Consider the following 26609-nt stretch of genomic DNA (forward strand, 5'->3'; position numbering starts at 1 on the left):
GGCGGGCCGGCCGGTGGCGGTCGCGCTCCGCGCGGGCAGAGAGGCTGAGGCGCGTGCGAGCCACCCTGCGCTGGGCCCACTCCGATCTGCGCACGCACCGCGGCGAGGCGCTGTTCCTGGTGCTCGCCACCGCCGGCATCGTCGCCTCGCTGCTGCTGGCCACGGCGCTCTTCGGGTACGCCACCAACCCCTGGCAGCGCGTCTTCACCCAGGCGCGCGGCGCCCACGTGTGGCTCCACACCGACCCGTCCGCCCCCGCGGGGAAGCTGACCGGGCTGGACGGCGTCGAGTCCGTCGCCGGCCCCTACCCCACCGCTTCCACCACCCTCGCCTCCCGCGGCGCCCGTGCCTCCGTCGAACTGCGCGGCACCGCCGAACGGCCCGCCGTCGGCCGGCCGCTGATCACCTCCGGGCACTGGCTGGACCCCGCCACCCCCGACGGAGTGGTCCTGGAGAGCCGGCTCGCCCGCGCCCTGCTGGCCGGGCCCGGCGACACCCTCACCCTGCCCGGCGCCTCCCGGTCGCTGACCGTCCTGGGCGTGGCCGACAGCGCCGAGCCGCGCTACCGGCCGGGCGAGGAGCCGGGCCTGGTGTGGGCGCTGCCGTCCGCCGTACGGAACCCGGGCGGCCAGGTGATCGGTCTGCGCCTGACGGACCCCGACGACACCGACTACGCCGTGCAGCGGGCCGTCACCGTGCTGGGCGCGGGCACGGTCGGCGAGGTCTCCACCTGGCAGCAGGCGCGTGCCGAGGCACAGGGCGACAACCGGCTGCTGGGACAGGTGCTGGGGCTGTTCGGGCTCGGCGCGCTGGTGGCGGCCGGGCTCGCCGTGCACGGGGCGATCGGCACCCGCATCCGCGGCCATCTGCGGGACATCTCCGTCCTGAAGGCGATCGGTTTCACGCCCGGCCAGGTCGTCCGCGTCTTCCTGTTCCAGCACATCGCGTACGCCGTGCTGGGCGCCGCGGCCGCGGCGACACTCGCCCAGCTGCTGGGGAGCCGGATCCCGGGCCGGCTCGGCGACGCGGTCGGCGTGTGGCAGGGGCTGCCCGGGCACACATCGGCGCTGTTCGCGGTGCCGGTGGCCGCCGTGCTGTTCATCGGGGCGACCACCGGGCTCGCGGCCTGGCGGGCGGGGCGCGTGCCTCCGGTACCGGTGCCCCGTCCCGCGGCGGACACCCGGGGAGGACTGCTGAGGGGCGCGGTGCGCCGGATCGTCCGGCCGCGGCACGCGCCTCGGCCCGCCGACCGGACACCGGACGGGGCGCGTGACGTCCTCGAACCGCGGCCCGCCTCGCGCCCTCACCCTCCTCACCTTCCTCACCCTCCTCGTCCTCCTCGGCCTCTTGGTCCGGCCGGGCAGCTGTCCGGTGCGGCGCGGTGGGCGCTCGCGGCACGGGTGCCGCCCGCACTCGTGCTGGGCTGGCACCAGACGTGGACCCGGCGGCTGCGCTCGCTCGCCACGATCACCCGGCTCGCACTGCCGCTGCTGCTGATCGTGGTCGCGATGAGCGCCTGGACCACCATCGACCGTTTCCACCGCAGCCCCGAGCGGATCGGACTGCCGACGGCGCTGACCGTCCACGCGGACGCCGGGCTGAGCGACCGGGACACCCGTGCCCTCCTGGAACGCGACCCGCAGGTCGCCGCCGCCTATCCCGGCGTCGAGGTGGCGGCGCTGGTCCCCGGCCAGACGGCCACGATCGCCCTGCGCGGCCTCGGCGTCCACGACGACCCGTACCCGTACACGCTGGCTGAGGGCCGCGCCGCCCGCGAGAAGGACGAGGCGGTGGCCGGACAGGGTCTCCTCGACCTGCTGGACGTGCGGGTCGGCGACTGGGTGCGCATGACGGTGGGCGACCAGCCGCAGATCCTGCACATCGTGGGCCGCAGCATCGAACCGGAGAACGCCGGCCGGGTCATCTCCACCTCGCTCGACACCCTCCGCGAGAACGACCCGAGGCTGGCCCCCACCCTCTACCAGGTACGGCTGCACCCGGACGCCGACCCCGGCAAGGTCACCGACCGGCTGACCACCGCCGGGCAGGGGCACCTGGACGTGCACACCGTGACCAACCCGGCCGACGGGCTCTCGGCGCTGCGCGCGGTCGTCGTCGGACTGATCGTCGTCCTCGCCCTCATCGGGCTCATCGAGCTGCTGACGGCGATCGGCGGCACCGTGCGCGAGAGCGAGCGGGACCTGCTCGCCCTCAAGGCCATCGGTCTGTCCCCGCGTCAGATCACCGCGATCACCGTGACCGCCACCGGCGGCACCGCCTTGGCCGCGGTCCTGGTCGCCACCCTGCTGGGAGCACCCCTGGCGCACTGGCTGATCGACGCGCAGGGCAGGTCGAGCGGTATCGGTGCCGGGATCGCGGCGGGCCCGTCCCCGGTCCTGCTGGCGCTGTTCGCTGCGGCGGCGGTGCTGGGAGCGGCCGCGCTCGCCGCCCTGCCCGCGGCGCGCGCCGCCCGGCGACGGCTGGCGGACACGCTGAGCGCCGTGGCCTGACCGCAGGACGCGGCCGAGCACCGGCGCCGCCCGTCAGCCGCCCTGGAAGTTCTGCGGGTTGTACGGCGGACGCGGGTCGTACGGGTTGCCGGGCGGCGGGCCGTACGGGTGGCCGGGACCCTGCGGGTACGGGTTGCCCTGCGGATACGGCTGCCCCGCGCCCGGGGCGTACGGGTTGCCCTGCGGGTACGGGCTGCCCGGCTGTCCCTGCGGGTACGGCTGTCCCTGCGGGTACGGCTGTCCCGCCCCCTGCGGGTACGGGGTGCCGTAGTACGGATACTGCGGCGGGACGGTCGGCGGTGCCGTCGGGGGCATGGACGGGGCCGGCGGCGGGGGCGGCGGGAGCGTGGCCGGGTGGGCCGTCAGGCGGATGCCGTAGCGCTGCTGGAGGCGGCGGGTCTCCAGCAGGGAGATCGCCGTGACCGTCACCGGCGCGCCCAGGATGAAGAGGACGCCCAGGGTGAGGCTCAGACCGTGCAGGTCGCCCGTGATGAGGTCGGGGAGGGCCATCAGCCAAGTCGTCACCGTGGCCAGCAGGGGCGGCAGACAGCGGTGCACGGCGGCGGTGCCGAAGAAGTTCCCGGTGAGCCGGAACGCTCCGGCCATCACGAAGACGGCCATCCACAGGCCCGCGAGGCTGAGGACCATCTGCGGGAGCAGGCCGAACGAGCCGCTGCTCCAGAAGAGCATCAGGGTCGCGAAGACCGAGCCGATGAAGAGCAGCAGCAGCTTCAGCGAGTTGAGGAGCGGCACCTTCAGCTGCCGTACGGTGCCGCCGCGCCGCCAGACGTAGAGCATCACACCGACCGTGAACGGCGTAAGGAAGAACAGGACGGCGGAGGCGGTCGCCGCGTTGTCCAGCATCTCCTCGAAGGCGAACCCGCCCTGGACGAAGGAGTAGACACCGAGGGCGGCGACCCCTCCGGCGATGACCCGGACCCGCTTGAGCTGGTCCACGGTCGGATCCAGCGACTCCGGGATCCACGTCGGGTGGAACACCGCCCGCGCCACGTGATGAGGCTTCAGGAACGAGCGGGCACTGAGCGTCCCGCCGGTCCAACTCCTGTGTGTACTTGTCACCTTGAGCTCCCCCGAGCGATCGTGTTCATGATCGCCCGGGAGTCTACAAGAACCGGCTCAGCTACGGCTGCGGAGTTCCCGGTAGGTGGCGACCAGGGCCTTGGTGGAGGCGTCCAGGCCAGGCACCTCGGCACCCTCGGTCAGCGCGGGCTCGACGCGCTTGGCGAGGACCTTGCCCAGCTCCACGCCCCACTGGTCGAAGGAGTCGATGTTCCACACCGCGCCCTGCACGAACACCTTGTGCTCGTAGAGGGCGATGAGCTGGCCGAGGACCGACGGGGTCAGCTCACGGGCGAGAACGGTCGTCGTGGGGTGGTCGCCCTTGAACGTCTTGTGCGCGACCAGCTCCTCCGGCACGCCCTCCGCGCGGACCTCCTCCGGCGTCTTGCCGAAGGCCAGGGCCTGCGTCTGGGCGAAGAAGTTCGCCATCAACAGGTCGTGCTGCGCGGCGAGTTCACCGCTCAGCTCGGCGACCGGCCGGGCGAAGCCGATGAAGTCCGCCGGGATCAGCTTCGTGCCCTGGTGGATCAACTGGTAGTAGGCGTGCTGCCCGTTGGTGCCGGGGGTGCCCCAGACGATCGGGCCGGTCTGCCAGTCGACCTCCTTGCCGTCCCGGCCGACGTACTTGCCGTTGGACTCCATGTCCAGCTGCTGGAGGTAGGCGGCGAACTTGGACAGATAGTGGCTGTAGGGCAGCACCGCGTGCGACTGGGCGTCGTGGAAGTTGCCGTACCAGATGCCCAGCAGACCCAGCAGCAGCGGGACGTTGGACTCGGCGGGGGCCGTCCTGAAGTGCTCGTCGACCGTCCGGAAGCCGTCGAGCATCTCGCGGAAGCGGTCGGGGCCGATGGCGATCATCAGGGAGAGGCCGATGGCCGAGTCGTAGGAGTAGCGGCCGCCGACCCAGTCCCAGAACTCGAACATGTTGGCCGTGTCGATACCGAAGTCCGCGACCTTCTCGGCGTTGGTCGACAGCGCCACGAAGTGCTTGGCGACGGCCGACTGGTCACCGAGGGCGGCCAGCAGCCAGGTGCGGGCGGAGGTGGCGTTGGTGATCGTCTCGATGGTGGTGAAGGTCTTCGACGCGATGATGAACAGCGTCTCGGCCGGGTCCAGGTCGCGGGTGGCCTCGTGCAGGTCGGCGCCGTCCACGTTCGACACGAAGCGGACCGTGAGGTCGCGGTCGGTGTAGCTGCGCAGCACCTCGTAGGCCATGGCCGGGCCCAGGTCGGAGCCGCCGATGCCGATGTTGACCACGTTCTTGATGCGCTTGCCGGTGTGCCCGGTCCACTCGCCGGAACGGACCCGCTCGGCGAAGCCGGCCATCTTGTCCAGGACGGCGTGCACCGCGGGGACCACGTTCTCCCCGTCGACCTCGATCACCGCGTCGCGCGGGGCGCGCAGGGCGATGTGCAGCACCGCGCGGTCCTCGGTGGTGTTGATCTTCTCGCCGCGGAACATGGCGTCCCTGAGGCCGAAGACGCCGGTGGCGGCGGCCAACTCACGCAGCAGCCGCAGCGTCTCGTCGGTGACGAGGTGCTTGGAGTAGTCGATGTGCAGGTCACCGACCCGCATCGTGTATCCGCTGCCGCGCCCGGGGTCGGCGGCGAACAGCTCTCGCAACCGCACCTCGCCGAGTTCCTCGCGGTGCTTGACCAGAGCGGTCCACTCGGGCGTCTGGTTGAGCCTCGTACGGACGTCTGCGTTCATGTCGGACTTCAGCCTTCTTTCGTGCGCCTGTCCTGCTGTGTACCTGCCCCGCTGCCGGTCCCAACCTAATTGATCAGCGTGCTGCCTGACCCGTTGTGACGCCGTCGTGCGGTGCAACAACAGGTACGTCCGCGCGGCCCGCGGGTATCAGCGCGGCGACGGCCAGCACGAAGAAGCCGGCCGTGAGCAAGGGCGGGGTGTTCAGGCCGAAGGCTCCGGCGACGGCCCCGCCCGCCAGGGCGCCCAGGGGCACTCCGGCGTAGGCCAGCGTCCGGAAGGCCGAACTCACCCGGCCGAGCAGCTCGGCGGGGCTGCGCCGCTGCATCAGGGTCGTCGTGTTGACGTTCCACACCATGCCCATGAACCCGAAGACGGCGAGGGCGGCGACCAGGGCGGCCAGGCTGCGCACGGTCCCCATGACGACGAGGGCTCCGGTCTGCACCGTGCCGGCGAGGAGCACGGCACGGACGGGGCCGAGGCGCTGCACGAGCCGGCCGTTGACCAGTCCCCCGGCGAGGTTGCCCAGGGTGACGGCGGTGGCCGCCGCCGCGTAGCCCGCCGGGCCCGCGTCCAGCCAGCCGGTCACCAGGACGACCAGCGTGGCGAGCTGGGCACCCATGCCGATGTTGCACAGGGCGGTGGCGGCGCACAGGCCCCGCAGGGGGGCGTCCCGCCACAGGTGGCGCAGTCCTTCGGCGATCTCGCGGCGCAGGGTGCTGCCCGCCGCTCTCGGCTCCCGCTCGGGCGCGGCGGTGCGCAGCGAGGCCACCAGTGCGGCCGCCAGCAGGAAGGTCACCGCGTCGACGGCGAACGGGACGGCCGCCCCGATGGTGATCAGCAGCGGCACGACCGGCGCCCCCACCAGTCCGCCGGCGATCCGCTGCCCGGTCATCAGGCGGGCGTTGGCACTGCTCAGCGCCGCGTGGTCGACCAGGGCGGGCAGCAGGGCCGTGGAGGCGTTGTCGAACAGCGTCTGGAGCGTGGTCAGGGTGAGGGCCAGCACGATCAGCAGGGCGATCGAGGCGTGCCCCAGGGCGACGGCCACCGCGAAGCCCGCGACGAGAAGTCCGCGTACGGTGTCCACCGCGCCCATGGCGCGCCGCTGGTCCACGCGGTCGGCGACGGCGCCGCCAAGCAGTCCGAAGACGATCCACGGCAGGTAGCCGCAGGCGGTGACCGAGGCGATGAGCAGGGGGTCGTCGGTCAGTGCGACGGCCAGCAGCGGCAGGGCCGCCGCGCGCAGGGCGTCACCGAAGCTGGACAGCACGGCGGCACTCCACAGCCGCCCGAATCCCCCACGCCACGCGGGCGTGCGCACCTCCCCCGCCACGACTCCCCCTCCCGGTCGGCCGGTTCACCGCGTACACGGTGAACCCACACGGAAAACCGTAGAGGAGACCACTGACAATCGGTCGGGCGAAGGCCGGCCGCGACAGGCGGTGCGGGCGGCGACGAACAGCGGGACGGGCGAAAAGGTCCGGCCGGGCGCCTCACGGACACCCGGCCGGTCTCAATTTCTAGATCTCGCCCCGCAGTTTGGCGAGCGCCTCGGCGAGGATCGCCTCGCCGTCCGCGTCGCTGCGGCGCTCCCGCACATAGGCGAGGTGCGTCTTGTAGGGCTCGGTGCGCGGGGGTGCCGGGGGGTTGTCCCGGTCCTGTCCGGCCGGGAAGCCGCAGCGCGGACAGTCCCAGGTGTCGGGAACCTGCGCGTCGCTGGCGAAGCTGGGCTGCGTCTCGTGCCCGTTGGAGCACCAGAAGGAGATGCGCAGACGGGGCGCGGACTCGCCCCGCTCGGCCTCGCCCATCGGCCCCGCCCCGACCCGGCTTCCTCGGATCGCGTTGCCACTTGCCACGGTCGTAACTCCCTGCGTGATGGTGCCGCAAAGCGAGTCGGCGTTTCGCTTCGCTGCGAGCGCCTCAGTCTACGTAAGGCCCAACGCGCGTCCAGTGATTGGAGTTACAGCTCCCGCACCTAGACGCAAGCCCCATGATAGGCCGCGCTCAGCTGCGCGTACCGAACATGGGGCCTTACGTACGGATTGTGCGTGCCTGTGAGACGCTGATCAGCTGTTCGTCTTCATCAGGATGCCGAGAACGACAATGCACGCGAACCAGAGCACACCGATCACCACGGTGATGCGGTCGAGGTTGCGCTCGGCGACCGAGGAGCCACCGACGGACGACTGCATGCCGCCACCGAACATGTCGGAGAGACCGCCGCCCTTCCCCTTGTGCATCAGCACCAGCAGCATCAGCAGCAGGCTGAAGACGATCAGGGCGATCGAGAACCCCAAAACCACGGCTGGACCAACTTCCTCGGATTCGGATAACGACGGGGGCACAGCACCTGGGCTGTGCCCCCGCAAGGGTACGACGGATCGGCCTTACCGCCTACTCGCGGCCCGACTCACTGGTCGCGGAAGCGCACGATCTTGACGAACTCGTCGGCGTCCAGCGAGGCGCCGCCCACCAGCGCGCCGTCGATGTCGGCCTGCGACATGATCTCGGCGACGTTGCCGGCCTTGACGGAGCCGCCGTACTGGATGCGGACCTTGTCGGCCAGTTCCTGCGAGTACAGCTCGGCGATCTTGCCGCGGATGGCGGCGCAGACCTCCTGCGCGTCACCGGCTCCGCAGACCTTGCCGGTGCCGATGGCCCACACCGGCTCGTAGGCGATCACGACGGTCTCGGCCTGTTCGGCGGGGAGGTCCTTCAGGCCGCCCTCGACCTGGGCGAGGGTGTGGGAGACGTGGTTGCCCGCCTCGCGGACCTCCAGCTCCTCGCCGACGCACAGGATCGGCGTGATGCCGTGCTTGAAGGCGGCCTTGACCTTGGCGTTGACCAGTTCGTCGGTCTCACCGTGGTACTGGCGGCGCTCGGAGTGGCCGACCGCCACGTAGGCGCACTTCAGCTTGGCCAGCATCGGGCCGGAGATCTCGCCGGTGTAGGCACCGGACTCGTGGGCCGAGATGTCCTGGGCGCCGTACTTGATGGCGAGCTTGTCGCCCTCGACCAGGGTCTGGACGGAGCGCAGGTCGGTGAAGGGCGGCAGGACGGCGACCTCGACGGCCTCGTAGTCCTTGTCGGACAGGGCGAAGGCGAGCTTCTGGGTGTGGGCGATGGCCTCGAGGTGGTTGAGGTTCATCTTCCAGTTGCCCGCCATCAGCGGCGTACGGGTGGTCATTGAGGGTCAGTCCTCCAGTGCGGCGAGGCCGGGGAGCGTCTTGCCCTCGAGGTATTCGAGGGAGGCGCCGCCACCGGTCGAGATGTGGCCGAATGCGTTCTCGTCGAAGCCCAGCAGGCGGACGGCCGCGGCGGAGTCGCCACCGCCGACGACCGTGAAGGCCGGGGAGTCGAGGAGGGCCTGGGCGACCGCCTTGGTGCCCTCGGCGTAGTCGGGGTGCTCGAAGACGCCCATGGGGCCGTTCCAGAAGACGGTGGCGGCGTCGGCGAGCTTCGAGGCGTACAGCTTGCGGGTCTCGGGACCGATGTCCAGACCCTCCTGGTCGGCGGGGATCGCGTCCGCGGCGACGGTGGTGGGGTTCGCGGGGGCCTTGGTCTTCAGGTCCGGGAACTCGCCGGCGACCAGGACGTCGACCGGCAGGACCAGCTCGACGCCGGTCTTCTCCGCACGCTCCATGTACTCGCGCACCGCCGGGACCTGGTCCTCCTGGAGCAGGGAGATGCCGACCTCGTGGCCCTTGGCCTTCAGGAAGGTGTAGGCCATGCCGCCGCCGATGAGGATGCGGTCGGCCTTGCCGAGCAGTTCGTCGATCACGGCGAGCTTGTCGGAGACCTTGGCGCCGCCGAGCGCGACGACATAGGGGCGCTTGACGTCCTGGGTGAGCTTCTTCAGGACGCCGACCTCGGTGGCGATGAGGTGGCCGGCGTAGTGCGGCAGCCGGGCCGGGAGGTCGAAGACCGAGGCGTGCTTGCGGTGCACCGCGCCGAAGCCGTCGCCGACGTAGACGTCCGCGAGCTGGGCGAGCTCGTCGGCGAAGGCGCCGCGCTCGACGTCGTCCTTGGCGGTCTCGCCCGCGTTGAAGCGCAGGTTCTCGATGACGGCGACCTGGCCGTCGGCGAGGCCCGCGACCGTCTCCTGGGCGGAGTCTCCGACCGTGTCGGTGGCGAAGGCGACGGCGGAGCCGAGCAGCTCACCGAGCCGGGCGGCGGCGGGGGCGAGGGAGAACGCCGGGTCCGGGGCGCCCTTGGGGCGGCCCAGGTGGGAGGCGACGACCACCCTGGCGCCCGCGTCCGCGAGGGCCTTGACGGTCGGCAGGACGGCGCGGATCCGGCCGTCGTCGGTGATGGTGGCGCCGTCCAGCGGCACGTTGAGGTCGGCGCGGACGAAGACCCGCTGGCCGGCCACGCCTGCGGCGAGAAGTTCGTCGATCGTCTTCATGAAAAGGGACTCCCGAGGGCTGGTGATGCTCCGTGATCGTAGACAGGGCCGTTCTGCACGTGACGCAGGGCCCGGGCGGCGCGTCCTTGCGCTGCCCGAGCCCTGCTGTCACATCGAGGTGCCTGATCCGGCGATCAGAGCTGCTCGCCGACGAAGACCGTCAGGTCGACGAGGCGGTTGGAGTAGCCCCACTCGTTGTCGTACCAGCCGAGGATCTTCACCGTGTTGCCCTCCTGGACCATGGTCAGGGAGGCGTCGAAGGTGCAGGAGGCCGGGTCGCTCACGATGTCCGAGGAGACGATCTGGTCCTCGGTGTAGGCCAGGTAGTTCGCGAGGTCGCCGTCCTCGGAAGCCTTCTTGAACGCGGCGTTGACCTCGTCCTTGGTGACCTCGCGCTGCAGCGTCACGACGAGGTCGGTGGCCGAGCCGGTGGGGACCGGGACGCGCATCGCGATGCCGTCCAGCTTGCCCTTGAGCTGCGGGAGGACCAGGGCGGTGGCCTTCGCGGCGCCCGTCGTGGTCGGGATGATGTTCTCGGCGGCGGCGCGGGCGCGGCGCAGGTCCGAGTGCGGGAAGTCCAGGATGCGCTGGTCGTTGGTGTAGGCGTGGACCGTCGTCATCAGGCCCTTGACGATGCCGAAGTTCTCGTCGAGGACCTTGGCCATCGGCGCCACACAGTTGGTGGTGCAGGAGGCGTTGGAGATGACGTGGTGGTTCGCCGGGTCGTACTTGTCCTGGTTGACGCCCATCACGATGGTGATGTCCTCGTCCTTGGCCGGAGCCGAGATGAGGACCTTCTTGGCGCCGCCGGCGAGGTGCTTGGCGGCGTCGGCCTTCTTCGTGAAGATGCCGGTCGACTCGATGACGATGTCGACGCCCAGCTCGCCCCACGGGATGTCCGCGGGGTTGCGCTCGGAGAGAACCTTGATGGTGTGGCCGTCGACGGTGATCGTGTCGGCGGTGTGCGACACCTCGGCCTTGAGGCGGCCCAGGATGGTGTCGTACTTGAGCAGGTGTGCGGTGGTGGCGGTGTCACCCAGGTCGTTGACAGCCACGATCTCGATGGCAGCACCCTGCTCCAGCAGCGCGCGGAAGTAGTTACGACCGATGCGGCCAAAGCCGTTGATGCCTACGCGGATCGTCACGAACCGATCTCCTCGTTGGTACGCCGGCCATGCGGTGCCGGCGAGCTGTATTTGGGATGTCCCCGACCACCCCTGACCCTACCTCTCCGAGGGCCCCGTGGTGACATCGACTTCGCCCATACACGGCATGGCGGTCCGTACCCGCCAGTAGGGGTACGGACCGCCCTGGTCGGAGGCCTCTGACGCCCGTTTTTACTACGGAACGTCAAAGGGAGTTGACCTCAGCGTCACTGATCAAGTGATGCGAGGGCCTTTCCGATGAGCGTTTTGCGGTCGGCCGCCGAGGTGACGTGCTCCAGGCCGAAGCCGAGCAGCACGGTGTCGTCGGTGGTGACCGCGCCGTAGGTCTGGAAGAGCACTCCGGCGCGCGTCCAGTCCTTCAGTACGGCCGGGCTGCCGGCCGGCGGACCGCCGGCCTTCCAGGCGCCGAGCGAGGTCTCGAAGCCCTCGGTCCCGGTGGCGGTGCCGCCGACGACCAGCGAGGCGTCGTCGGCGAGGACGCCATGGCCGCCCGAGCCCGGGTCGGTGACATAGGCGATCGAGATCTCGACCTGCTTGCCCGCGTAGGCGCTCAGGTCGAAGTTCACCTGCTGCCAGCCGCTGGAGGCGCCGGTGAGCGCGTTCCAGGAGCCGCTGGTGCCGGTGGCGGAGCAGGTGTTCGAGCCGAGGGTCAGGTAGTGCTGGAGCCACGGGTGCTCACCGATGTAGAAGCCGGCCCCGCACTCCTCCGGTACGGCGGTGCTGGTGGCGCCGCCCGCCTCGGGCAGCGTGGTCCAGTCGTCGCCGCCGACGGTGTGGATCTCGACGAGCGCGTTGTCGTAGCCGGGCTCGGTGTCCCACAGCAGCTGGGTGCGCAGGCCCGGCCGGTCGGCGGCGGTGACACCGGTGAGGTCGACGGTGCGGGTGAGGCGCTTGTAGGCGTCGTCGGTGTGCACGGCGGCGGCCATGTACGAACCCGCGTACGGGCCGTACGGGTTGACGGTGCCCGCGAACTGACCCGCGCCCGCGCTGGCGAACTGCGGGTACCGGTCGGCCGGCAGCTCGTCCGAGGTGACGCCGTAGGTGCCGGCCCGGTCCAGCGGGTTGCCGGTGGCGGCGCCGAGGGCCCCGCTGAAGCCGCCGAGCTCCCCGGAGCCGGTGAAGCCGGTGGCGCCGGGGGTCGACGTACGGGAGTAGGCGCCCAGGTAGTACTGGCTGAAGTCGTTCGACGGGGTGCCCTCGCCGAGGTCGACGTTGCCGCCGGCCAGTTCGCCCGCCTCGAGGAGCGTGCCGCCCTCGTTGAGGAAGGCGCGCAGTTCGAGCTGGGTCGGGTTGCCGGGGACGCTCGCGCCCGTGTAGTGGACGACCGTGTCGAAGTGGCCGAGCACACCGAGCGCGTCGGGCGCGCCCTGGGTGGCGACGTCCCAGACGATCGCCTTGCGGCCGTTCGCCTTCAGCGCGTCGACGTAGACCTGCGCCTGCGTGGCGGCCGCGCCCTCCTCGGCGACCACGAGGGTGTCGGCCTTGGGGCGCGCGGCGACGGTGTAGGTGAAGTGCTCGCTGGAGACCTTCTTGCCGGCCTTGGTCTCACCGCTGAACCACACCTCGACCTTGTCGCCCGGCTCGCCGTCCTGCACCTTGGCCCGGTACTCGTCGAAGTGGAGGTTGTCCTCACCGCCGTAGGTCTCGCCGCCGTTCCAGGGCTTCAGCGCCTGGTCGTAGGTGCGGCCGCCGTTGACGCGGTACTTCAGCTCCTTGTCCCGGACCGCCTTGCGTACGACGACGGAGACCTCCTGGTCCGCGCCGCGCCCGTACGACGTGGTGAACGGCGCCGGGGTGAAGTCGGCGGCGGTCAGGCCGACCGAGGACTTCGGCTGGTCGGGCCGGGCGGCGGACTCGGCGACGGAGAGGGCGAACGGGATGTTCTTGGCGAACTCGTCCTGGATCAGCTTCTCGTCGTCCGGGAAGTTGAAGACCGACTGGCAGTCGGAGGCGTTCCACTCGTCGTTCGGGTCGATGTTCGACACGGTCTGGCAGGTCGACATCTCCGGGGTGAACATCGCGGTGCCGTTGACGTTCGCCGCGTGGCCGTCCGCCTCGCCGTTGGTGGTGTACAGCTCCGAGGAGACCTGCGGGTGGTAGCCCGAGATCGCGGAGTTGTCAGGGGTACCGGCGAGCGCCTTGTAGAGGACGTCGTCCGGGGTTTCGGTGGCGACCTGCCAGCCGACGCCGTAGAGGAGGAGTTCGGCGGCGGAGTGGTAGTTGATGCCGTACGTGAAGCCGATCCGCTTCTCGAAGGCGTCGAGCGCCTTGGTCTCGGGCTCGGAGCCGGGGCTCGCGCCGCGGTAGGTCTGGCTGGTGGGGTTGGGGGACGAACCCTCGTCGTCGTAGCCCCACTTGTAGGGGAAGTTGCGGTTGAGGTCGACGCCGTCGCCGGTGGAGATCGCGCCGTCGCCGTTGACGTCCCGCAGGTTCTTGCGCCACAGGCGGTTGTCGGTGTTCTCGAAGGTGTAGTCGTAGCCGTCGGGGTTGGCCGACAGGACGAACCACAGCTCGGTGGAGTCGACGATCTTCTTGACGCGCTGGTCGGTCCGGTAGTTGTCCAGGTAGTGGTGGAGCAGCCGCCGGGTCATCTCCGGGGTGATCCACTCACGCGCGTGCTGGTTGGACACATACAGGACGGAGGGCTTGGAGCCGTCCTTGGAGGTCTTCGCGTTCTTGGTCAGTTTGACCGCGAGGATGTCCTGGCCCTTGGTCGCCTTTCCGATGGAGACGACCTTGGTGAGCCCCGGATTCTGCTGACCGACGCGGAGGATCTCCTCCTTCAGGCCGCCGCTGCCGCTGTACGGGCGGAACACCCCGTCGGCGGCCGCCTCGACGCGGTTCTCGGCCTTGGCGGTGAGGGTGTGCTCGGTGAGCTCGACCCCCTGCTTCTCCAGCTTCCGGGCCTGCTGGTCGGTGAGGTAGACCTCGACGGTGGCGGTGCCCTTCTCGGGCGCCTGCTCACTGAGTTCGTGACCGTCCTGGCCGGCCTCCAGCAGCAGGGGTACCTGCTTCTTGGTGACCTCGGCGCGGAAGACCTTGACCTCGTCGGCGTCGGACGTCGGGTCCGGGGCGCCGTTCTGTGCCTGGGCGATGGGTGCGAAGCCGGCTCCGGCGATCAGGAGCGCGCCGACAGCGAGGATCGATCTCGCTCTGTGTCTCATGAACCCCCCTAGCAGTGGTCCGCCACTTCTGGCGAACAGATGTCAGGCTCGTGACAGTTCATGATCGAGTCAAGGGCGCCTCAAGGCGAGACAAACACTGCCGCGGTAGCCCAATCGGACTACCGCGGCAGCAAGGTGATGATTCGTCAGCCGACCAGGTTGTCGGCCAGCTCCTCGGAGAGGTTGGCCTCCGTGCCCGGGATGCCGAGGTCGGAGGCGCGCTTGTCGGCCATCGCCAGCAGCCTGCGGATCCGGCCGGCGACGGCGTCCTTGGTGAGCGGCGGGTCGGCGAGCGCGCCCAGCTCCTCCAGGGAGGCCTGCTTGTGCTCCATGCGCAGCCGACCGGCGGCCGCGAGGTGCTCGGGGACCTCGTCGCCGAGGATCTCCAGGGCGCGCTGGACGCGGGCTCCGGCGGCGACGGCGGCGCGGGCGGAGCGGCGCAGGTTGGCGTCGTCGAAGTTGGCGAGACGGTTCGCCGTGGCGCGCACCTCGCGGCGCATCCGGCGCTCCTCCCAGGCCAGCACCGACTCATGGGCGCCGAGGCGGGTGAGCAGCGCGCCGATCGCGTCGCCGTCGCGGACGACGACCCGGTCGACCCCGCGCACCTCGCGGGCCTTCGCGGCGATCGACAGCCGGCGGGCGGCGCCGACCAGCGCGAGCGCGGCCTCGGGACCCGGGCAGGTCACCTCCAGCGAGGAGGAGCGGCCGGGCTCGGTGAGCGAGCCGTGCGCCAGGAAGGCCCCGCGCCAGGCGGCCTCGGCGTCGCAGGTGGCGCCGGAGACCACCTGCGGGGGCAGGCCCCGGATCGGGCGGCCCCGGCCGTCGACCAGTCCCGTCTGCCGGGCCAGCTGGTCACCGCCGGCGACCACCCGGACGACGTAGCGCGAGCCGCGGCGCAGACCGCCGGGCGCCATCACGATCAGCTCCGAGCTGTGGCCGAAGATCTCCAGGATGTCCCGCTTGAGCCGACGGGCCGCCATCGCCGTGTCCAGCTCCGCCTCGATCACGATGCGACCGCTCACCAGGTGGAGGCCGCCGGCGAACCGCAGGATGGCCGAGACCTCCGCCTTTCTGCAGCAGGTCCGGGTGACGGGTAGCCGGGAGATCTCGTCCTTCACCGCTGCCGTCATCGCCATGGGCCGATCCTTCCATGCATCCGAAAAATACGGTCGTACGCGGCGGCGAGCAGCTCCGGGTCGTGCCGGGGCGTTCCGTCCGTCCGGGCCACCGTCGCCAGCTCGACCGCGGCCCCGAACCGCCTGGCGGCGTCGGTCAGGGAGTCCCGGTCGGGCACGGCGGCCTCGTCGGCCAGCACCACGTCCAGGGCGAGTTTAGGGGCGTGTCGTCCCAAAACCTCCAAATGACGCTGCGGGGAGAAGCCCTCGGTTTCTCCCGGTTGCGGCGCGAGGTTCAGCGAGAGTACCCGGCGCGCCTTCGTCTCCATGAGGGCGTCCAGCAGTTCGGGCACGAGCAGGTGCGGGATGACCGAGGAGAACCAGGAGCCGGGGCCCAGGACCACCCAGTCCGCGTCGAGGACGGCCGCGACCGCCTCGGGGACGGCGGGCGGGTCGTGCGGCACGAGGTGCACGGACTGCACCTCGCCCGGGGTGAGGGCCACCGTGGCCTGGCCCCGGACGGTGTCCACGTCCTCCGGCCGCCGCGGGTCGTGCCCCTTGACCAGGGCCTGGAGCTCCAGCGGTACGGCGGACATGGGCAGTACCCGGCCGTGCGCGCCCAGCAGCTTGCCGACCAGGTCCAGGGCCTGGACGTGGTCGCCGAGCTGCTCCCACAGGGCGACGATCAGCAGATTGCCGACCGCGTGGCCGTTGATCTCGCCCTGGGACTGGAAGCGGTGCTGGATGACACGGGACCAGGTCTGGCCCCAGTCGTCGTCGCCGCACAGCGCGGCCAGGGCCTTGCGCAGGTCACCGGGCGGCAGCACGCCCAACTCGTCCCTGAGGCGTCCGCTGGAGCCGCCGTCGTCGGCGACCGTGACGACGCCCGTGAGATCGCCGGTGATCCGGCGCAGCGCGGTGAGCGAGGCGGACAGGCCCATGCCGCCGCCGAGGGCGACGACCTTGGGCTGGGTGCCGCGGCGGCGCGGTCTGGCGCCCCGGGCCTCCACCGGCCGGCTCGCCCGTCCCTCGGGCACCACCCTGCGCAGCCGGCCCATCCGTGGAGTACGTCCTGTCATTCCCGTCCCATGTCCCGGTGGACGACCACCGTCTCCACGCCCTCGGCGACGAGGCGCGCGGCGAGCTTCTCCGACATCGCGACCGAACGGTGCTTGCCGCCCGTACAGCCGACCGCGATGGTCACATAGCGCTTGCCCTCCCGGCGGTAGCCCGCGGCAACCAGCTGGAGGAGTTCCGCGTACCGGTCGAGGAACTCCTTCGCGCCGGGCTGGTTCAGGATGTACGCCGAGACCTCCTCGTTGAGGCCGGTGTAGGGGCGCAGCTCCGGGACCCAGTGCGGGTTGGGCAGGAAGCGCATGTCCACGACCAGGTCGGCGTCGACCGGGAGGCCGTACTTGAAGCCGAAGGACATGACGGTGGCCCGCAGCTCGGGCTCCTCCTCGCTGGCGAACTGGGCGTCCATCTTGGCGCGCAGTTCGTGCACGTTGAGGCTGGAGGTGTCGATCACCAGGTCGGCGTCGCCGCGCAGCTCGCGCAGCAGCTCGCGCTCGGCGTCGATGCCGTCGACGATCCGGCCGTCGCCCTGGAGGGGGTGCGGGCGGCGCACGTTCTCGAAGCGGCGCACCAGGGCGTCGTCGGAGGACTCCAGGAAGACGATCCGCCGCGTGACGTTCTTCGACTCGAGGTCGGCGAGGGACTCGCGGAGGTTGTCGAAGAAGCGCCGGCCGCGGACGTCGACGACGACCGCGATCCGCGCCACGTTGCCCTGGGAGCGGGCACCCAGCTCCACCATGGTGGGGATCAGGGCCGGCGGGAGGTTGTCGACCACGAACCAGCCGAGGTCCTCCAGGCACTTTGCGGCCGTCGAACGGCCGGCCCCGGACATGCCGGAGATGATCACCAGCTCGGGGATGGCCGCCTCGGGGATGCCGGGCGGCGTGCTGTCCGTACTCACCTGTGCTCCGTCTTCGTGGCGTGCGTCCTGCTCGGCGCTGTCGGGGGCCGGGTCGGTCCCCGTGGGGTCGTGGGGGCCTGCGGGGCCCGTGGGCCCGTGGTCTGCGGGGGGCTGGGGGCGATTCTCGCCCGTCTCCCTGTGCGCCGGCTGGGCTGCCGCCTCGGGCGCCTGATCTCGCTCGTCCCTGGGGTGTGCGTCGTGCTCGCTCATGTCTCCTGCCCCCGTCGTTCTTCCGGAGCGCCCGCCGGGACGGGCTCTCCGGGGGAACCCGCCGTCGTGTCGGGTTCCTCGTCATCAATGATCTCTCCGGTCGCCGTGTTCACGGCGGGGGCGGGCGGTGCCGCCTGGGCGAGGGCCACGGCGATCGTCTCGGCCGTCTTGCGGCCTATGCCGGGGACCTCGCAGATCTGGTCGATCGTCGCGGCCCGCAGCTTCTTCACGGAGCCGAAGTGCTTGATCAGAGCCTGCTTGCGGGTCTCGCCGAGACCCGGTACGTCGTCCAGCGGGCCGGCCCGGAAGCGCTTGGCCCGCTTGGTGCGCTGGTAGGTGATCGCGAAGCGGTGCGCCTCGTCGCGGACGCGCTGGAGGAGGTAGAGGCCCTCGCTGGAGCGGGGCAGGACGACCGGGTCGTCGTCGTGCGGCAGCCAGACCTCCTCCAGGCGCTTGGCGAGGCCGCAGACCGCGATGTCGTCGATGCCCAGCTCGTCCAGGGCGCGCCGGGCGGCCGCGACCTGGGGCTGCCCGCCGTCGACGACGACGAGCTGGGGCGGGTAGGCGAAGCGCTTGGGGCGGCCGTCGTCGTCCTTGAGGTCCCTGCCGAGGTCGCCGTCCGGCTCCTCGTCCACCCACTCCCCCGTGCGCTCCTTCTCGGCGAGGTAGCGCCTGAACCGGCGGGTGATCACCTCGTGCATGGAGCGGACGTCGTCCTGGCCCTCGAAGCCCCTGATCTGGAAGCGGCGGTACTCGCTCTTGCGGGCCAGGCCGTCCTCGAAGACGACCATGGAGGCCACGACGTCGTCGCCCTGGAGGTGGGAGATGTCGTAGCACTCGATCCGCAGGGGCGCGCTGTCCAGGTCGAGGGCGTCGGCGATCTCCTCCAGGGCGCGCGAGCGGGTGGTGAGGTCGGAGGCCCGCTTGGTCTTGTGCAGGACGAGGGCCTGCTGCGCGTTGCGCTCCACGGTCTCCATCAGGGCCCGCTTGTCGCCGCGCTGCGGGACACGCAGCGACACCCCGGAGCCGCGGCGGCCGGTGAGCCACTCCTGGACGGGCTCCACCGGGTCGGGCAGGGCGGGGACGAGAACCTCCTTCGGCACGGCGTCCCCGGTCTCCTCGCCGTAGAGCTGCTGGAGTGCGTGTTCGACGAGGGCGCCGGTGGTGATCTCCTCGACCTTGTCGGTAACCCAGCCGCGCTGGCCGCGCACCCGGCCGCCGCGGACGTGGAAGATCTGGACGGCCGCCTCCAGCTCGTCCTCCGCGACCGCGATCAGGTCGGCGTCGGTCGCGTCGGCGAGCACGACCGCGTTCTTCTCCATGGCCTTCTTCAGGGCCTCGATGTCGTCGCGCAGACGGGCGGCCCGCTCGTACTCCATCTCCTCGGCCGCCTCCATCATCTGCTTCTCCAGACGGCGGAGGTAGGTGCCGGTGCGGCCCGTCATGAAGTCGCAGAACTCGTCCGCCAGTTCGCGGTGCTCCTCGGCCGGGATCCGGCCGACACAGGGCGCCGAGCACTTGCCGATGTAGCCGAGGAGGCAGGGACGGGCGGTGCGGGAGGCGTTCTTGAACACGCCGGCGGAGCAGGTGCGGACCGGGAAGACGCGCAGCAGGAGGTCGACGGTGTCGCGGATCGCCCACGCGTGCGCGTACGGCCCGAAGTAGCGGACGCCCTTCTTCTTGTGGCCGCGCATCACCTGGACGCGCGGGAACTCCTCGTTCATCGTCACCGCGAGGTACGGGTAGCTCTTGTCGTCGCGGTACTTCACGTTGAACCGGGGGTCGTACTCCTTGATCCAGGAGTACTCCAGCTGGAGCGCCTCGACCTCCGTGGACACGACCGTCCACTCCACGGACGCGGCGGTGGTGACCATCGAGCGGGTGCGCGGGTGCAGGCCCGCCAGGTCCTGGAAGTAGTTCGCCAGGCGCTGGCGCAGGCTCTTCGCCTTTCCGACGTAGATCACCCGGCGGTGCTCGTCGCGGAATCGGTACACCCCGGGGGAGTCCGGGATCTGTCCCGGCTTGGGGCGGTAGCTGGAGGGGTCGGCCATGTCTCACACCCTACTGGCGCGGAGTGACACTCCGGCGGGCCTGTGGACAACCGTCGGGGGTGTCCGTCGCCCTGTGGACAACCTGGGGCGGGCACCCCGATCGCGGACCCCGATCGCAGACTCGGGCCGGGGACCCGGGCCGGCGGATTCGGGCCGGCGGATTCGGAACAGGGATCCGGATCGCGCCCGCCTCGGGGCTCACCGGTCGACCGACCATGCGGCGTCGGCGGGCGGGGCCCCGGTGGCGAGGATCCGGCCCACGATGCGCAGGGCCTCGGCGAGCGGCACGGTGTCCGCGTCCGGGTAGGAGTCGCACTGCCCGTTCGCGAGGACGTAGCCTCCGCTGTCGCCCTCGGCGCCGGGGTCCACGGCGTGCGCCCCCGGATCGCCCTCGCCGTCGAGCAGCATCACCATGGCGCGCTCGGTGTTGCTCACCACGGCCAGCAGGCGGCCCGTGGAGCCGGCCAGCCACGTTTCCCGGCTGCCGGCCGAGATCCGCTCCCGCAGCAGGCCTGCGACGCCCTCGGCCGTCACGGGCGCCGAGCCCTCCCGGAGCGTCCAGATCTCCCTCACGGGGGCGAGCCTGGCACACCGGCCGAGCGCATGTGCCACTCGGGCATCAGGTGTTGTCGGGACTTGGTCAACACGCTTCAATGCGGGGGAGCTCGGGGCCATGAACGACGCCGTTCGGATGTGAAGGAGGCCCGGCGTCACCGGGGAGGCCCCGACAACCACGCGACGGTCCGACCAGCCGTCGCGAGCATTCACAGAGAGGCCCCTGCATGCCGCACGCCACACAGCACGCGGACGCCGCCGACGATGTCGTCGTCGCGGAACTGGACACGGTCCTGCGGGGCGGACCGTTCCATGTCGCGCTGCGTGCCGCGATCGCCGCCCGTGGACTGCCCCTCCAGCGTGTCCAGCACCATCTGTCACGTCACGGGGTCAAAGTCGGTGTCACGAGCCTGAGTTACTGGCAGCAGGGCGCCCGGCGGCCCCAGCGCCCCGAGTCGCTGCGCGCCGTCCGCGCGCTGGAGGAGATCCTGCACCTGCCGGACGAGTCCCTGATCCGGCTGCTCGCGGACACCGCCGCGCCGGACGGGGACACTCCCGGGCAGCCTGCGAGCCGCTCCTACCGCTCGCTCCTGGAGGCCACCGACGCCCTCGAACGGCTGCACGCCGAACTGGAGTGCCCTCCCGACGACGGACTGCACACCCTGGGCCACCACGAGCGGGTCCGGATCGGCGCCCGTCGCGAGCTGCTGGGGCGCGAGTCCCAGCACATCGTGCGCGCCCACCGCGACGGCGTCGACCGCTTCGTGGCCGTCCACCACGGCGACCCCGGCTGCGCACCCGGACGGATGACCGTGCACGCCCTGGAGAACTGCCGCGCGGGCCGGATCCGCCGGCACCACGGCACCGGGGTCCTCGTGGCCGAGCTGCTCTTCGACACCCGGCTGCGGGCCGGCGACACCTTCCTGTTCCGTTACGCCGTCGAGGACGGCACCGCCGGCGCCTCCTGTGAGTACGTCCGCGGCTTCGGCGCGGCGGGCGGCCAGTACGCCCTCCAGATCCGCTTCGACGCAGGCGCGCTGCCCCTGCGCTGCCACCGCTTCACCCAGCACTCACCGGCCGCCCCCCGTGGCGGCCGCCAGGAACTCCCCCTCAGCGACCACCACCGCTCGGTCCACCTTGTCGAGCCCCGGGTGCGGTCGGGGATGGTGGGCATCGGGTGGGATTGGGAGTGACGGGGCGTCGTCCCTGACCTGCCTCGGCGCCTGCGCGCGGGGGTGTGCGCGTCTCGGGGTGACCCTGCGTCCCGCTGGTCCGGCTGGTCCGGCTGGTCCGGCCGGACCTGGGGCAGCCCGGCGGTGCGCGTAAACGCTTGCGCAAGCGTTTACGCGTGCCGTCGGATGCGATAGCTTCCTGGCCAGGTTCCGGAGCTTCCGGGCCAGGTTTCCGTTTCCGGCGGGCCGCCCGAGGGAGGGACGCGATGACGACCATGGCCGACGTCGCCCGGCACGCGGGCGTGTCCGTGGCCACCGTGTCCCACGTACTGAACGACACCCGCCCGGTACTGCCCGACACCCGCCGGGCCGTCCTCGACGCCATGGACGCGCTCGGCTACACGCCCAACACCCTCGCCCGCTCCCTGGTGACCTCCCGCACCCGCTCCATCGGGCTCGCCGTGCCGACGGTCGGCAACCCGTACTTCACGGAGATCCTCCAGGGCGTCGAGGCCGGTGCCCTGGAGGCGGGTCACAGCCTGCTGATCGCCGACCCGCACGACGACCCCGAGCACGAGCGCAAGGTCGTCCAGCTCCTCCACGAACGCCGGGTGGACGGCATGATCGTCGCTCCCTCCGCCGACCCGCGCGGGCTGCTCTCCTACCTCACCCGGCACTCCGTCCCCACGGTCTTTCTCGACCGGCTCGTGGACACCCCGGCGGACGGCACTACTCGCTTCGACCAGGTCTGTGCCGAGAACACCGCACCGACGGCCGACCTGGTGACCCATCTCGCCGCCCTCGGCCACCGCCGTATCGCCCTGGTCGCGGGGCTGCCCGGTCTGAGCACCACCGAGGAGCGCGTCACCGGCTACGGGCGGGGACTCGCCGCCGCCGGGCTCCCCGAGGACGAGCGTCTCCTGGTGCACGGAGACTCCGAGTCGGCCGGCGCGGAACGGGCCACCGCGGCCCTGCTGTCCCTGGCCGTCCCGCCCACCGCGATCGTCACAGCCAACAACGCGATGACCATCGGCGCGTTGCGCGCCCTGCGTGAGCGCGGTCTGTCGGTGCCCGAGGACATCGCGCTGTGCTGCTTCGACGACTTCGCCTGGGCGGACCTGTTCTCGCCCCGTCTCACCGCGATCGCCCAGCCCGGCCGGGAGATCGGCGCCCACGCCGTCCGGCTGCTCCTCGACCGTCTCGCCGCGCCGGACCGGCCGGCCCGGACCGTGCGGCTCCCCTGCTCCTTCGTCCACCGCGCCTCCTGCGGCTGCCCGGCAGGCCCCTCCGCGTCCGCCACCTCCACCACGGCGTCCGCCACTCCGTCCACGCTGTCCGCGAAAGGAACCACCCCGTGATCGTCGTCGCCGGTGAGGCCCTGATCGACCTGGTACCGCAGGGCTCGGGTGCCCTCGCTCCCCTGCGGCCCACGCTGGGCGGCGGGCCCTACAACACGGCCGTCGCCCTCGGCCGCCTCGGCTCCCCCACGGCCTTCTGCTCCCGTATCTCGTCCGACGCCTTCGGTGAGGCCCTGCTCGACGGGCTGCGTGCGGCGGGCGTGGACGTGTCCGCGGTGCGGCGCGGCCCCGAACCGACCACCCTCGCGGTCGCCACCGTGGACGGCAACGGCTCGGCCGCCTACTCCTTCTACGTCGACGGCAGCGCCGACCGGCTGTTCACGGCCCCGCCCGCGCTGCCGGCCGGCACCCGCGCGGTGTCCTTCGGTACCTGCTCGCTGGTCCTGGAGCCGGGCGCGAGCGCGTACGAGGAGCTGATGCGGACCGCGGCGGCGCAGGGACTGTTCACCGCTCTCGACCCGAACATCCGGCCCGGGCTGATCCCCGACGCCGACGCCTACCGGGCGCGCTTCAAGGGCTGGCTGCCCTCGGTGTCCCTGCTGAAGCTGTCCCAGGAGGACGCGGAGTGGCTGGGGGGTTCCCCGCAGGAGTGGCTGTCCGCCGGTCCCTCCGCCGTGGTGATCACCCAGGGCGGCGACGGGCTGACCGCGTTCACGCGGGGCGGGGGTGTCCATGTGATGCCGGGCGAGGAGGTGGACGTCGTGGACACCATCGGCGCCGGCGATACGGTCAACGCCGCTCTGCTGCACGGTCTTTCGGTGCGGGACGCGCTGTCCCCGGGGGCGGTCGAGGACATGGGGCCCGCCGACTGGGAGGGCCTGCTGCGGTTCGCCGCGCGCGCGGCGGCGATCACCTGCTCCCGCGCGGGGGCGGAACCGCCGTACGCGGCCGAACTCGCCGATCTGTAGCGGCCGTCGGGCCGACTTCTGCGCCTGCTTCTCCTGTGCTGTTGTCAAGGTTCGGTCGGCCTGCCGTTCGGCGGGCCACGGAATCGCGGCGGCTGATCTGACAACGGACGGCGCCCCGCGGGGAGTTCCCACGGGGCGCCGTTTGTTTTCCGAGCGTGTCCGGCAGCCTGTGCCGCGGACGGTCAGGTGGCCTTGCGGCCCCGGGTCGTCTTCTTGGCCGGCGTGGCCTTCGCCGTCGCACCCGCGGCCTTGCCGGTCGCCGTGTTGTTGGCGGTGGTCGTCTTGGCGGTCGCCGTCTTCTTCGCCGCCGTCCGGGCCGCGACCGTCTTCTTCGCCGGCGTCCTGCGCGGGGCCTTCACCGGCGCCGCGTCGCTGATCCGGTCGGCGTCGAGGATCTCCCGCAGGAACTTGCCGGTGTGGCTGGTCGAGACCCCGGCGACCTCCTCCGGCGTGCCCTCGGCGACCACGAGACCGCCGCCCGCGCCGCCCTCGGGACCCATGTCGACGATCCAGTCGGCGGTCTTGATCACGTCGAGGTTGTGCTCGATGACGATGACCGTGTTGCCCTTGTCGACCAGGCCGGCGAGGACCGTCAGCAGCTTGCTGATGTCCTCGAAGTGCAGACCCGTGGTCGGCTCGTCCAGGACGTAGACCGTGCGGCCGGTGGAGCGGCGCTGGAGCTCGCTGGCGAGCTTCACGCGCTGGGCCTCACCGCCGGAGAGGGTGGTCGCGGACTGGCCGAGCCGGACGTAGCCGAGGCCGACGTCCTTGAGGGTGTTGAGGTGGCGGGCGATCGCGGGGACGGCCTCGAAGAACTCCGTGGCCTCCTCGATCGGCATGTTCAGCACATCGGCGATGGACTTGCCCTTGTAGTGGACCTCCAGGGTCTCCCGGTTGTAGCGGGCACCGTGGCAGACCTCGCACGGGACGTAGACGTCCGGGAGGAAGTTCATCTCGATCTTGATCGTGCCGTCGCCCGCGCAGTTCTCGCAGCGGCCGCCCTTGACGTTGAAGGAGAAGCGGCCGGGCAGGTAGCCGCGGACCTTCGCCTCGGTGGTCTCGGCGAACAGCTTGCGGACATGGTCGAAGACGCCGGTGTACGTGGCCGGGTTGGAGCGGGGGGTGCGGCCGATGGGCGACTGGTCGACGTGCACGACCTTGTCGACGAGGTCGTCGCCGTCCACGCGCGTGTGCCGCCCGGGCACGCTCCGCGCGCCGTTCAGCTCGCGCGCCAGGTGCGTGTACAGGATGTCGTTGACCAGCGTGGACTTGCCGGAGCCGGACACGCCCGTGACCGCAGTGAACACGCCCAGCGGGAAGGACACGTCGATGTCCTGGAGGTTGTTCTCGCGGGCGCCGTGCACCGTGAGCCGGCGGGACGGGTCGAGCGGGCGCCGGATGTCGGGCAACGGGATGGACTTCTTGCCGGACAGGTACTGGCCGGTCTGCGACTCGGTGTTGGCGAGCAGTTCCTTCAGGGAGCCGCTGTGTACGACCTTGCCGCCGTGCTCGCCCGCGCCGGGGCCGATGTCGACGACCCAGTCGGCGACCTTGATGGTGTCCTCGTCGTGCTCGACGACGATGAGCGTGTTGCCCATGTCCCGCAGCCGGACCAGGGTCTCGATCAGCCGGTGGTTGTCGCGCTGGTGCAGGCCGATGGACGGCTCGTCGAGGACGTACAGGACGCCGACGAGGCCGGAGCCGATCTGGGTGGCCAGGCGGATGCGCTGGGCCTCGCCGCCGGAGAGCGTGCCGGACGCGCGGTTGAGGGAGAGGTAGTCCAGGCCGACGTCGACCAGGAACCGCAGCCGCTCGTTGACCTCCTTGAGCACCCGCTCGGCGATCTTCTTGTCGCGGGCGGTGAGCTTCAGCTCGCCCAGGAAGTCCGCGCAGTCGCTGATGGACATCGCGGCGACCTCGGCGATGGACTTGTCCATGATCGTGACCGCGAGGACGATCGGCTTCAGGCGCGTGCCCTCGCAGGTGGGGCAGGGCACCTCGCGCATGTAGCCCTCGAAGCGCTCGCGGCTGGCGTCGCTCTCGGCCTCGCTGTGCCGGCGCTTCACGAACGGGACGGCGCCCTCGAAGGGGGTCGTGTAGACCCGCTCGCGGCCGTACCGGTTGCGGTAGCGGACCTCGATCTGCGTCTTGTGGCCGTGCAGCAGGGCCTTCTTGGCGCGCTGCGGCAGGCCGGCGAAGGGGATGTCCGTCCTAAATCCCAGTGCCTCCGCGAGGGCGCCGATGAGCCGGCCGAAGTAGTCCTTGGTGTGGCCGTGGGACCAGGGGTGGATGGCGCCCTCGTCGAGCGACTTGTCCTCGTCCGGGACGATCAGCTCGGGGTCGACCTCCATGCGCGTGCCGATGCCGGTGCACTCGGGGCAGGCGCCGAAGGGCGAGTTGAAGGAGAAGGAGCGGGGCTCCAGCTCCTCGAAGGACAGGTCGTCGTACGGGCAGTACAGGTGCTCGGAGTACATGCGCTCGCGCTCGGGGTCGTCCTCGGGGAGGTCGACGAAGTCGAGCACGACCATGCCGCCGGACAGGCCGAGGGCGGTCTCCACGGAGTCGGTGAGCCGGCGCTTGGCGGACTCCTTCACCGTGAGGCGGTCGACGACCACCTCGATGGTGTGCTTCTCCTGCTTCTTCAGGGTGGGCGGGTTGGAGAGCTGGACGGTCTCGCCGTCCACCCGCGCGCGGGAGTAGCCCTTGGTCTGGAGGTCGGCGAACAGGTCGACGAACTCGCCCTTGCGCTCGCGCACGAGCGGCGACAGCACCTGGAAGCGGCTGCCCTCGGGAAGCTCCAGGACCCGGTCGACGATGGCCTGCGGCGACTGGCGCGTGATCGGGCGGCGGCACTCGGGACAGTGCGGCTTGCCGATGCGCGCGAAGAGCAGACGCAGGTAGTCGTAGACCTCGGTGATGGTGCCGACCGTCGAGCGCGGGTTGCGCGAGGTCGACTTCTGGTCGATCGAGACGGCCGGGGAGAGGCCCTCGATGAAGTCGACATCCGGCTTGTCCATCTGGCCGAGGAACTGGCGGGCGTACGAGGAGAGCGACTCCACGTAGCGCCGCTGCCCCTCGGCGAAGATCGTGTCGAAGGCCAGCGAGGACTTGCCCGACCCCGACAGGCCCGTGAAGACGATGAGCGAGTCGCGCGGCAGATCGAGCGAGACATTCTTGAGGTTGTGCTCGCGCGCGCCACGGACGATGAGACGGTCGGCCACGCCGGTCCGCAC

The 26609-nt window shown here is 71.3% G+C and carries 19 protein-coding genes; 4 read left to right on the forward strand and 15 right to left on the reverse strand.

Features of this window, described 5'->3' with window-relative positions; genetic code table 11:
* Positions 1–53 precede the first annotated feature (53 nt).
* Positions 54–2510, forward strand: coding sequence for an ABC transporter permease (locus ACZ6D7_RS04035; RefSeq protein ID WP_469483167.1), 2457 nt, complete (start codon positions 54–56; stop codon positions 2508–2510).
* Positions 2511–2543: 33 nt separating this feature from the next.
* On the opposite strand, the gene ACZ6D7_RS04040 is transcribed toward ACZ6D7_RS04035, so the two are convergent.
* From ACZ6D7_RS04040 to ACZ6D7_RS04105, 14 genes are all read right to left on the reverse strand, one after another.
* Complete coding sequence (locus tag ACZ6D7_RS04040; protein ID WP_469483169.1) at positions 2544–3590, reverse strand: hypothetical protein; 1047 nt, start codon at positions 3588–3590, stop codon at positions 2544–2546.
* Positions 3591–3647: 57 nt separating this feature from the next.
* Complete coding sequence (gene pgi, locus ACZ6D7_RS04045) at positions 3648–5300, reverse strand: glucose-6-phosphate isomerase (RefSeq protein WP_469483171.1); 1653 nt, start codon at positions 5298–5300, stop codon at positions 3648–3650.
* Positions 5301–5373: 73 nt separating this feature from the next.
* Entirely contained in the window at positions 5374–6567 is a 1194-nt protein-coding gene (locus tag ACZ6D7_RS04050; protein WP_469483173.1) for an MFS transporter, read from the reverse strand.
* A 250-nt stretch (positions 6568–6817) separates the two neighbouring features.
* Entirely contained in the window at positions 6818–7153 is a 336-nt protein-coding gene (locus tag ACZ6D7_RS04055) for an RNA polymerase-binding protein RbpA (RefSeq protein ID WP_010352468.1), read from the reverse strand.
* A 210-nt stretch (positions 7154–7363) separates the two neighbouring features.
* Positions 7364–7594 (reverse strand): preprotein translocase subunit SecG, encoded by a 231-nt coding sequence (gene secG / locus ACZ6D7_RS04060; protein WP_469484520.1) that lies wholly within the window; start codon positions 7592–7594, stop codon positions 7364–7366.
* Between the two features lie 113 nt (positions 7595–7707).
* On the reverse strand, positions 7708–8484 hold the full coding sequence (gene tpiA, locus ACZ6D7_RS04065; protein ID WP_469483175.1) for a triose-phosphate isomerase: 777 nt from the start codon (positions 8482–8484) through the stop codon (positions 7708–7710).
* Positions 8485–8490: 6 nt separating this feature from the next.
* The gene (locus ACZ6D7_RS04070) at positions 8491–9702 is read right to left on the reverse strand and encodes a phosphoglycerate kinase (RefSeq protein WP_469483177.1); all 1212 of its coding nucleotides are present in this window, start codon (positions 9700–9702) and stop codon (positions 8491–8493) included.
* A 134-nt stretch (positions 9703–9836) separates the two neighbouring features.
* A complete protein-coding gene (gene gap / locus ACZ6D7_RS04075) occupies positions 9837–10847 on the reverse strand; it encodes a type I glyceraldehyde-3-phosphate dehydrogenase (protein ID WP_469483180.1) in 1011 nt (336 codons plus the stop codon).
* Between the two features lie 227 nt (positions 10848–11074).
* Positions 11075–14032, reverse strand: a complete 2958-nt coding sequence (locus tag ACZ6D7_RS04080) for a M14 family metallopeptidase (protein ID WP_469483182.1) — start codon at positions 14030–14032, stop codon at positions 11075–11077.
* Positions 14033–14178: 146 nt separating this feature from the next.
* The gene (gene whiA / locus ACZ6D7_RS04085; RefSeq protein WP_030347991.1) at positions 14179–15168 is read right to left on the reverse strand and encodes a DNA-binding protein WhiA; all 990 of its coding nucleotides are present in this window, start codon (positions 15166–15168) and stop codon (positions 14179–14181) included.
* Positions 15159–16226, reverse strand: a complete 1068-nt coding sequence (locus ACZ6D7_RS04090) for a gluconeogenesis factor YvcK family protein (protein WP_469483184.1) — start codon at positions 16224–16226, stop codon at positions 15159–15161. Before ACZ6D7_RS04090 ends, whiA begins: the two co-directional genes overlap by 10 nt.
* A complete protein-coding gene (gene rapZ, locus ACZ6D7_RS04095; RefSeq protein ID WP_469483186.1) occupies positions 16223–17332 on the reverse strand; it encodes an RNase adapter RapZ in 1110 nt (369 codons plus the stop codon). The genes ACZ6D7_RS04090 and rapZ overlap by 4 nt, the downstream gene beginning before the upstream one ends.
* Complete coding sequence (gene uvrC, locus ACZ6D7_RS04100; protein WP_469483188.1) at positions 17329–19383, reverse strand: excinuclease ABC subunit UvrC; 2055 nt, start codon at positions 19381–19383, stop codon at positions 17329–17331. Before uvrC ends, rapZ begins: the two co-directional genes overlap by 4 nt.
* Positions 19384–19581: 198 nt before the next feature.
* Positions 19582–19956, reverse strand: a complete 375-nt coding sequence (locus ACZ6D7_RS04105; protein ID WP_469483190.1) for a hypothetical protein — start codon at positions 19954–19956, stop codon at positions 19582–19584.
* Between the two features lie 209 nt (positions 19957–20165).
* On the opposite strand from ACZ6D7_RS04105, the gene ACZ6D7_RS04110 reads away from it, so the two are divergent.
* The 3 genes from ACZ6D7_RS04110 (at position 20166) to ACZ6D7_RS04120 (ending at position 23376) form a co-directional block, all read left to right on the forward strand.
* The gene (locus ACZ6D7_RS04110) at positions 20166–21131 is read left to right on the forward strand and encodes a hypothetical protein (protein ID WP_469483193.1); all 966 of its coding nucleotides are present in this window, start codon (positions 20166–20168) and stop codon (positions 21129–21131) included.
* Between the two features lie 245 nt (positions 21132–21376).
* Positions 21377–22468, forward strand: a complete 1092-nt coding sequence (locus ACZ6D7_RS04115) for a LacI family DNA-binding transcriptional regulator (protein WP_469483196.1) — start codon at positions 21377–21379, stop codon at positions 22466–22468.
* On the forward strand, positions 22465–23376 hold the full coding sequence (locus ACZ6D7_RS04120; RefSeq protein ID WP_469483198.1) for a carbohydrate kinase family protein: 912 nt from the start codon (positions 22465–22467) through the stop codon (positions 23374–23376). Before ACZ6D7_RS04115 ends, ACZ6D7_RS04120 begins: the two co-directional genes overlap by 4 nt.
* Before the next feature lie 182 nt (positions 23377–23558).
* Here ACZ6D7_RS04120 and uvrA read toward each other — a convergent pair whose 3' ends face one another.
* The gene (gene uvrA, locus ACZ6D7_RS04125) at positions 23559–26597 is read right to left on the reverse strand and encodes an excinuclease ABC subunit UvrA (RefSeq protein WP_469483200.1); all 3039 of its coding nucleotides are present in this window, start codon (positions 26595–26597) and stop codon (positions 23559–23561) included.
* Between the last annotated feature and the right edge of the window lie 12 nt (positions 26598–26609).

It is taken from the genome of Streptomyces sp. NPDC041784, from assembly GCF_055591025.1.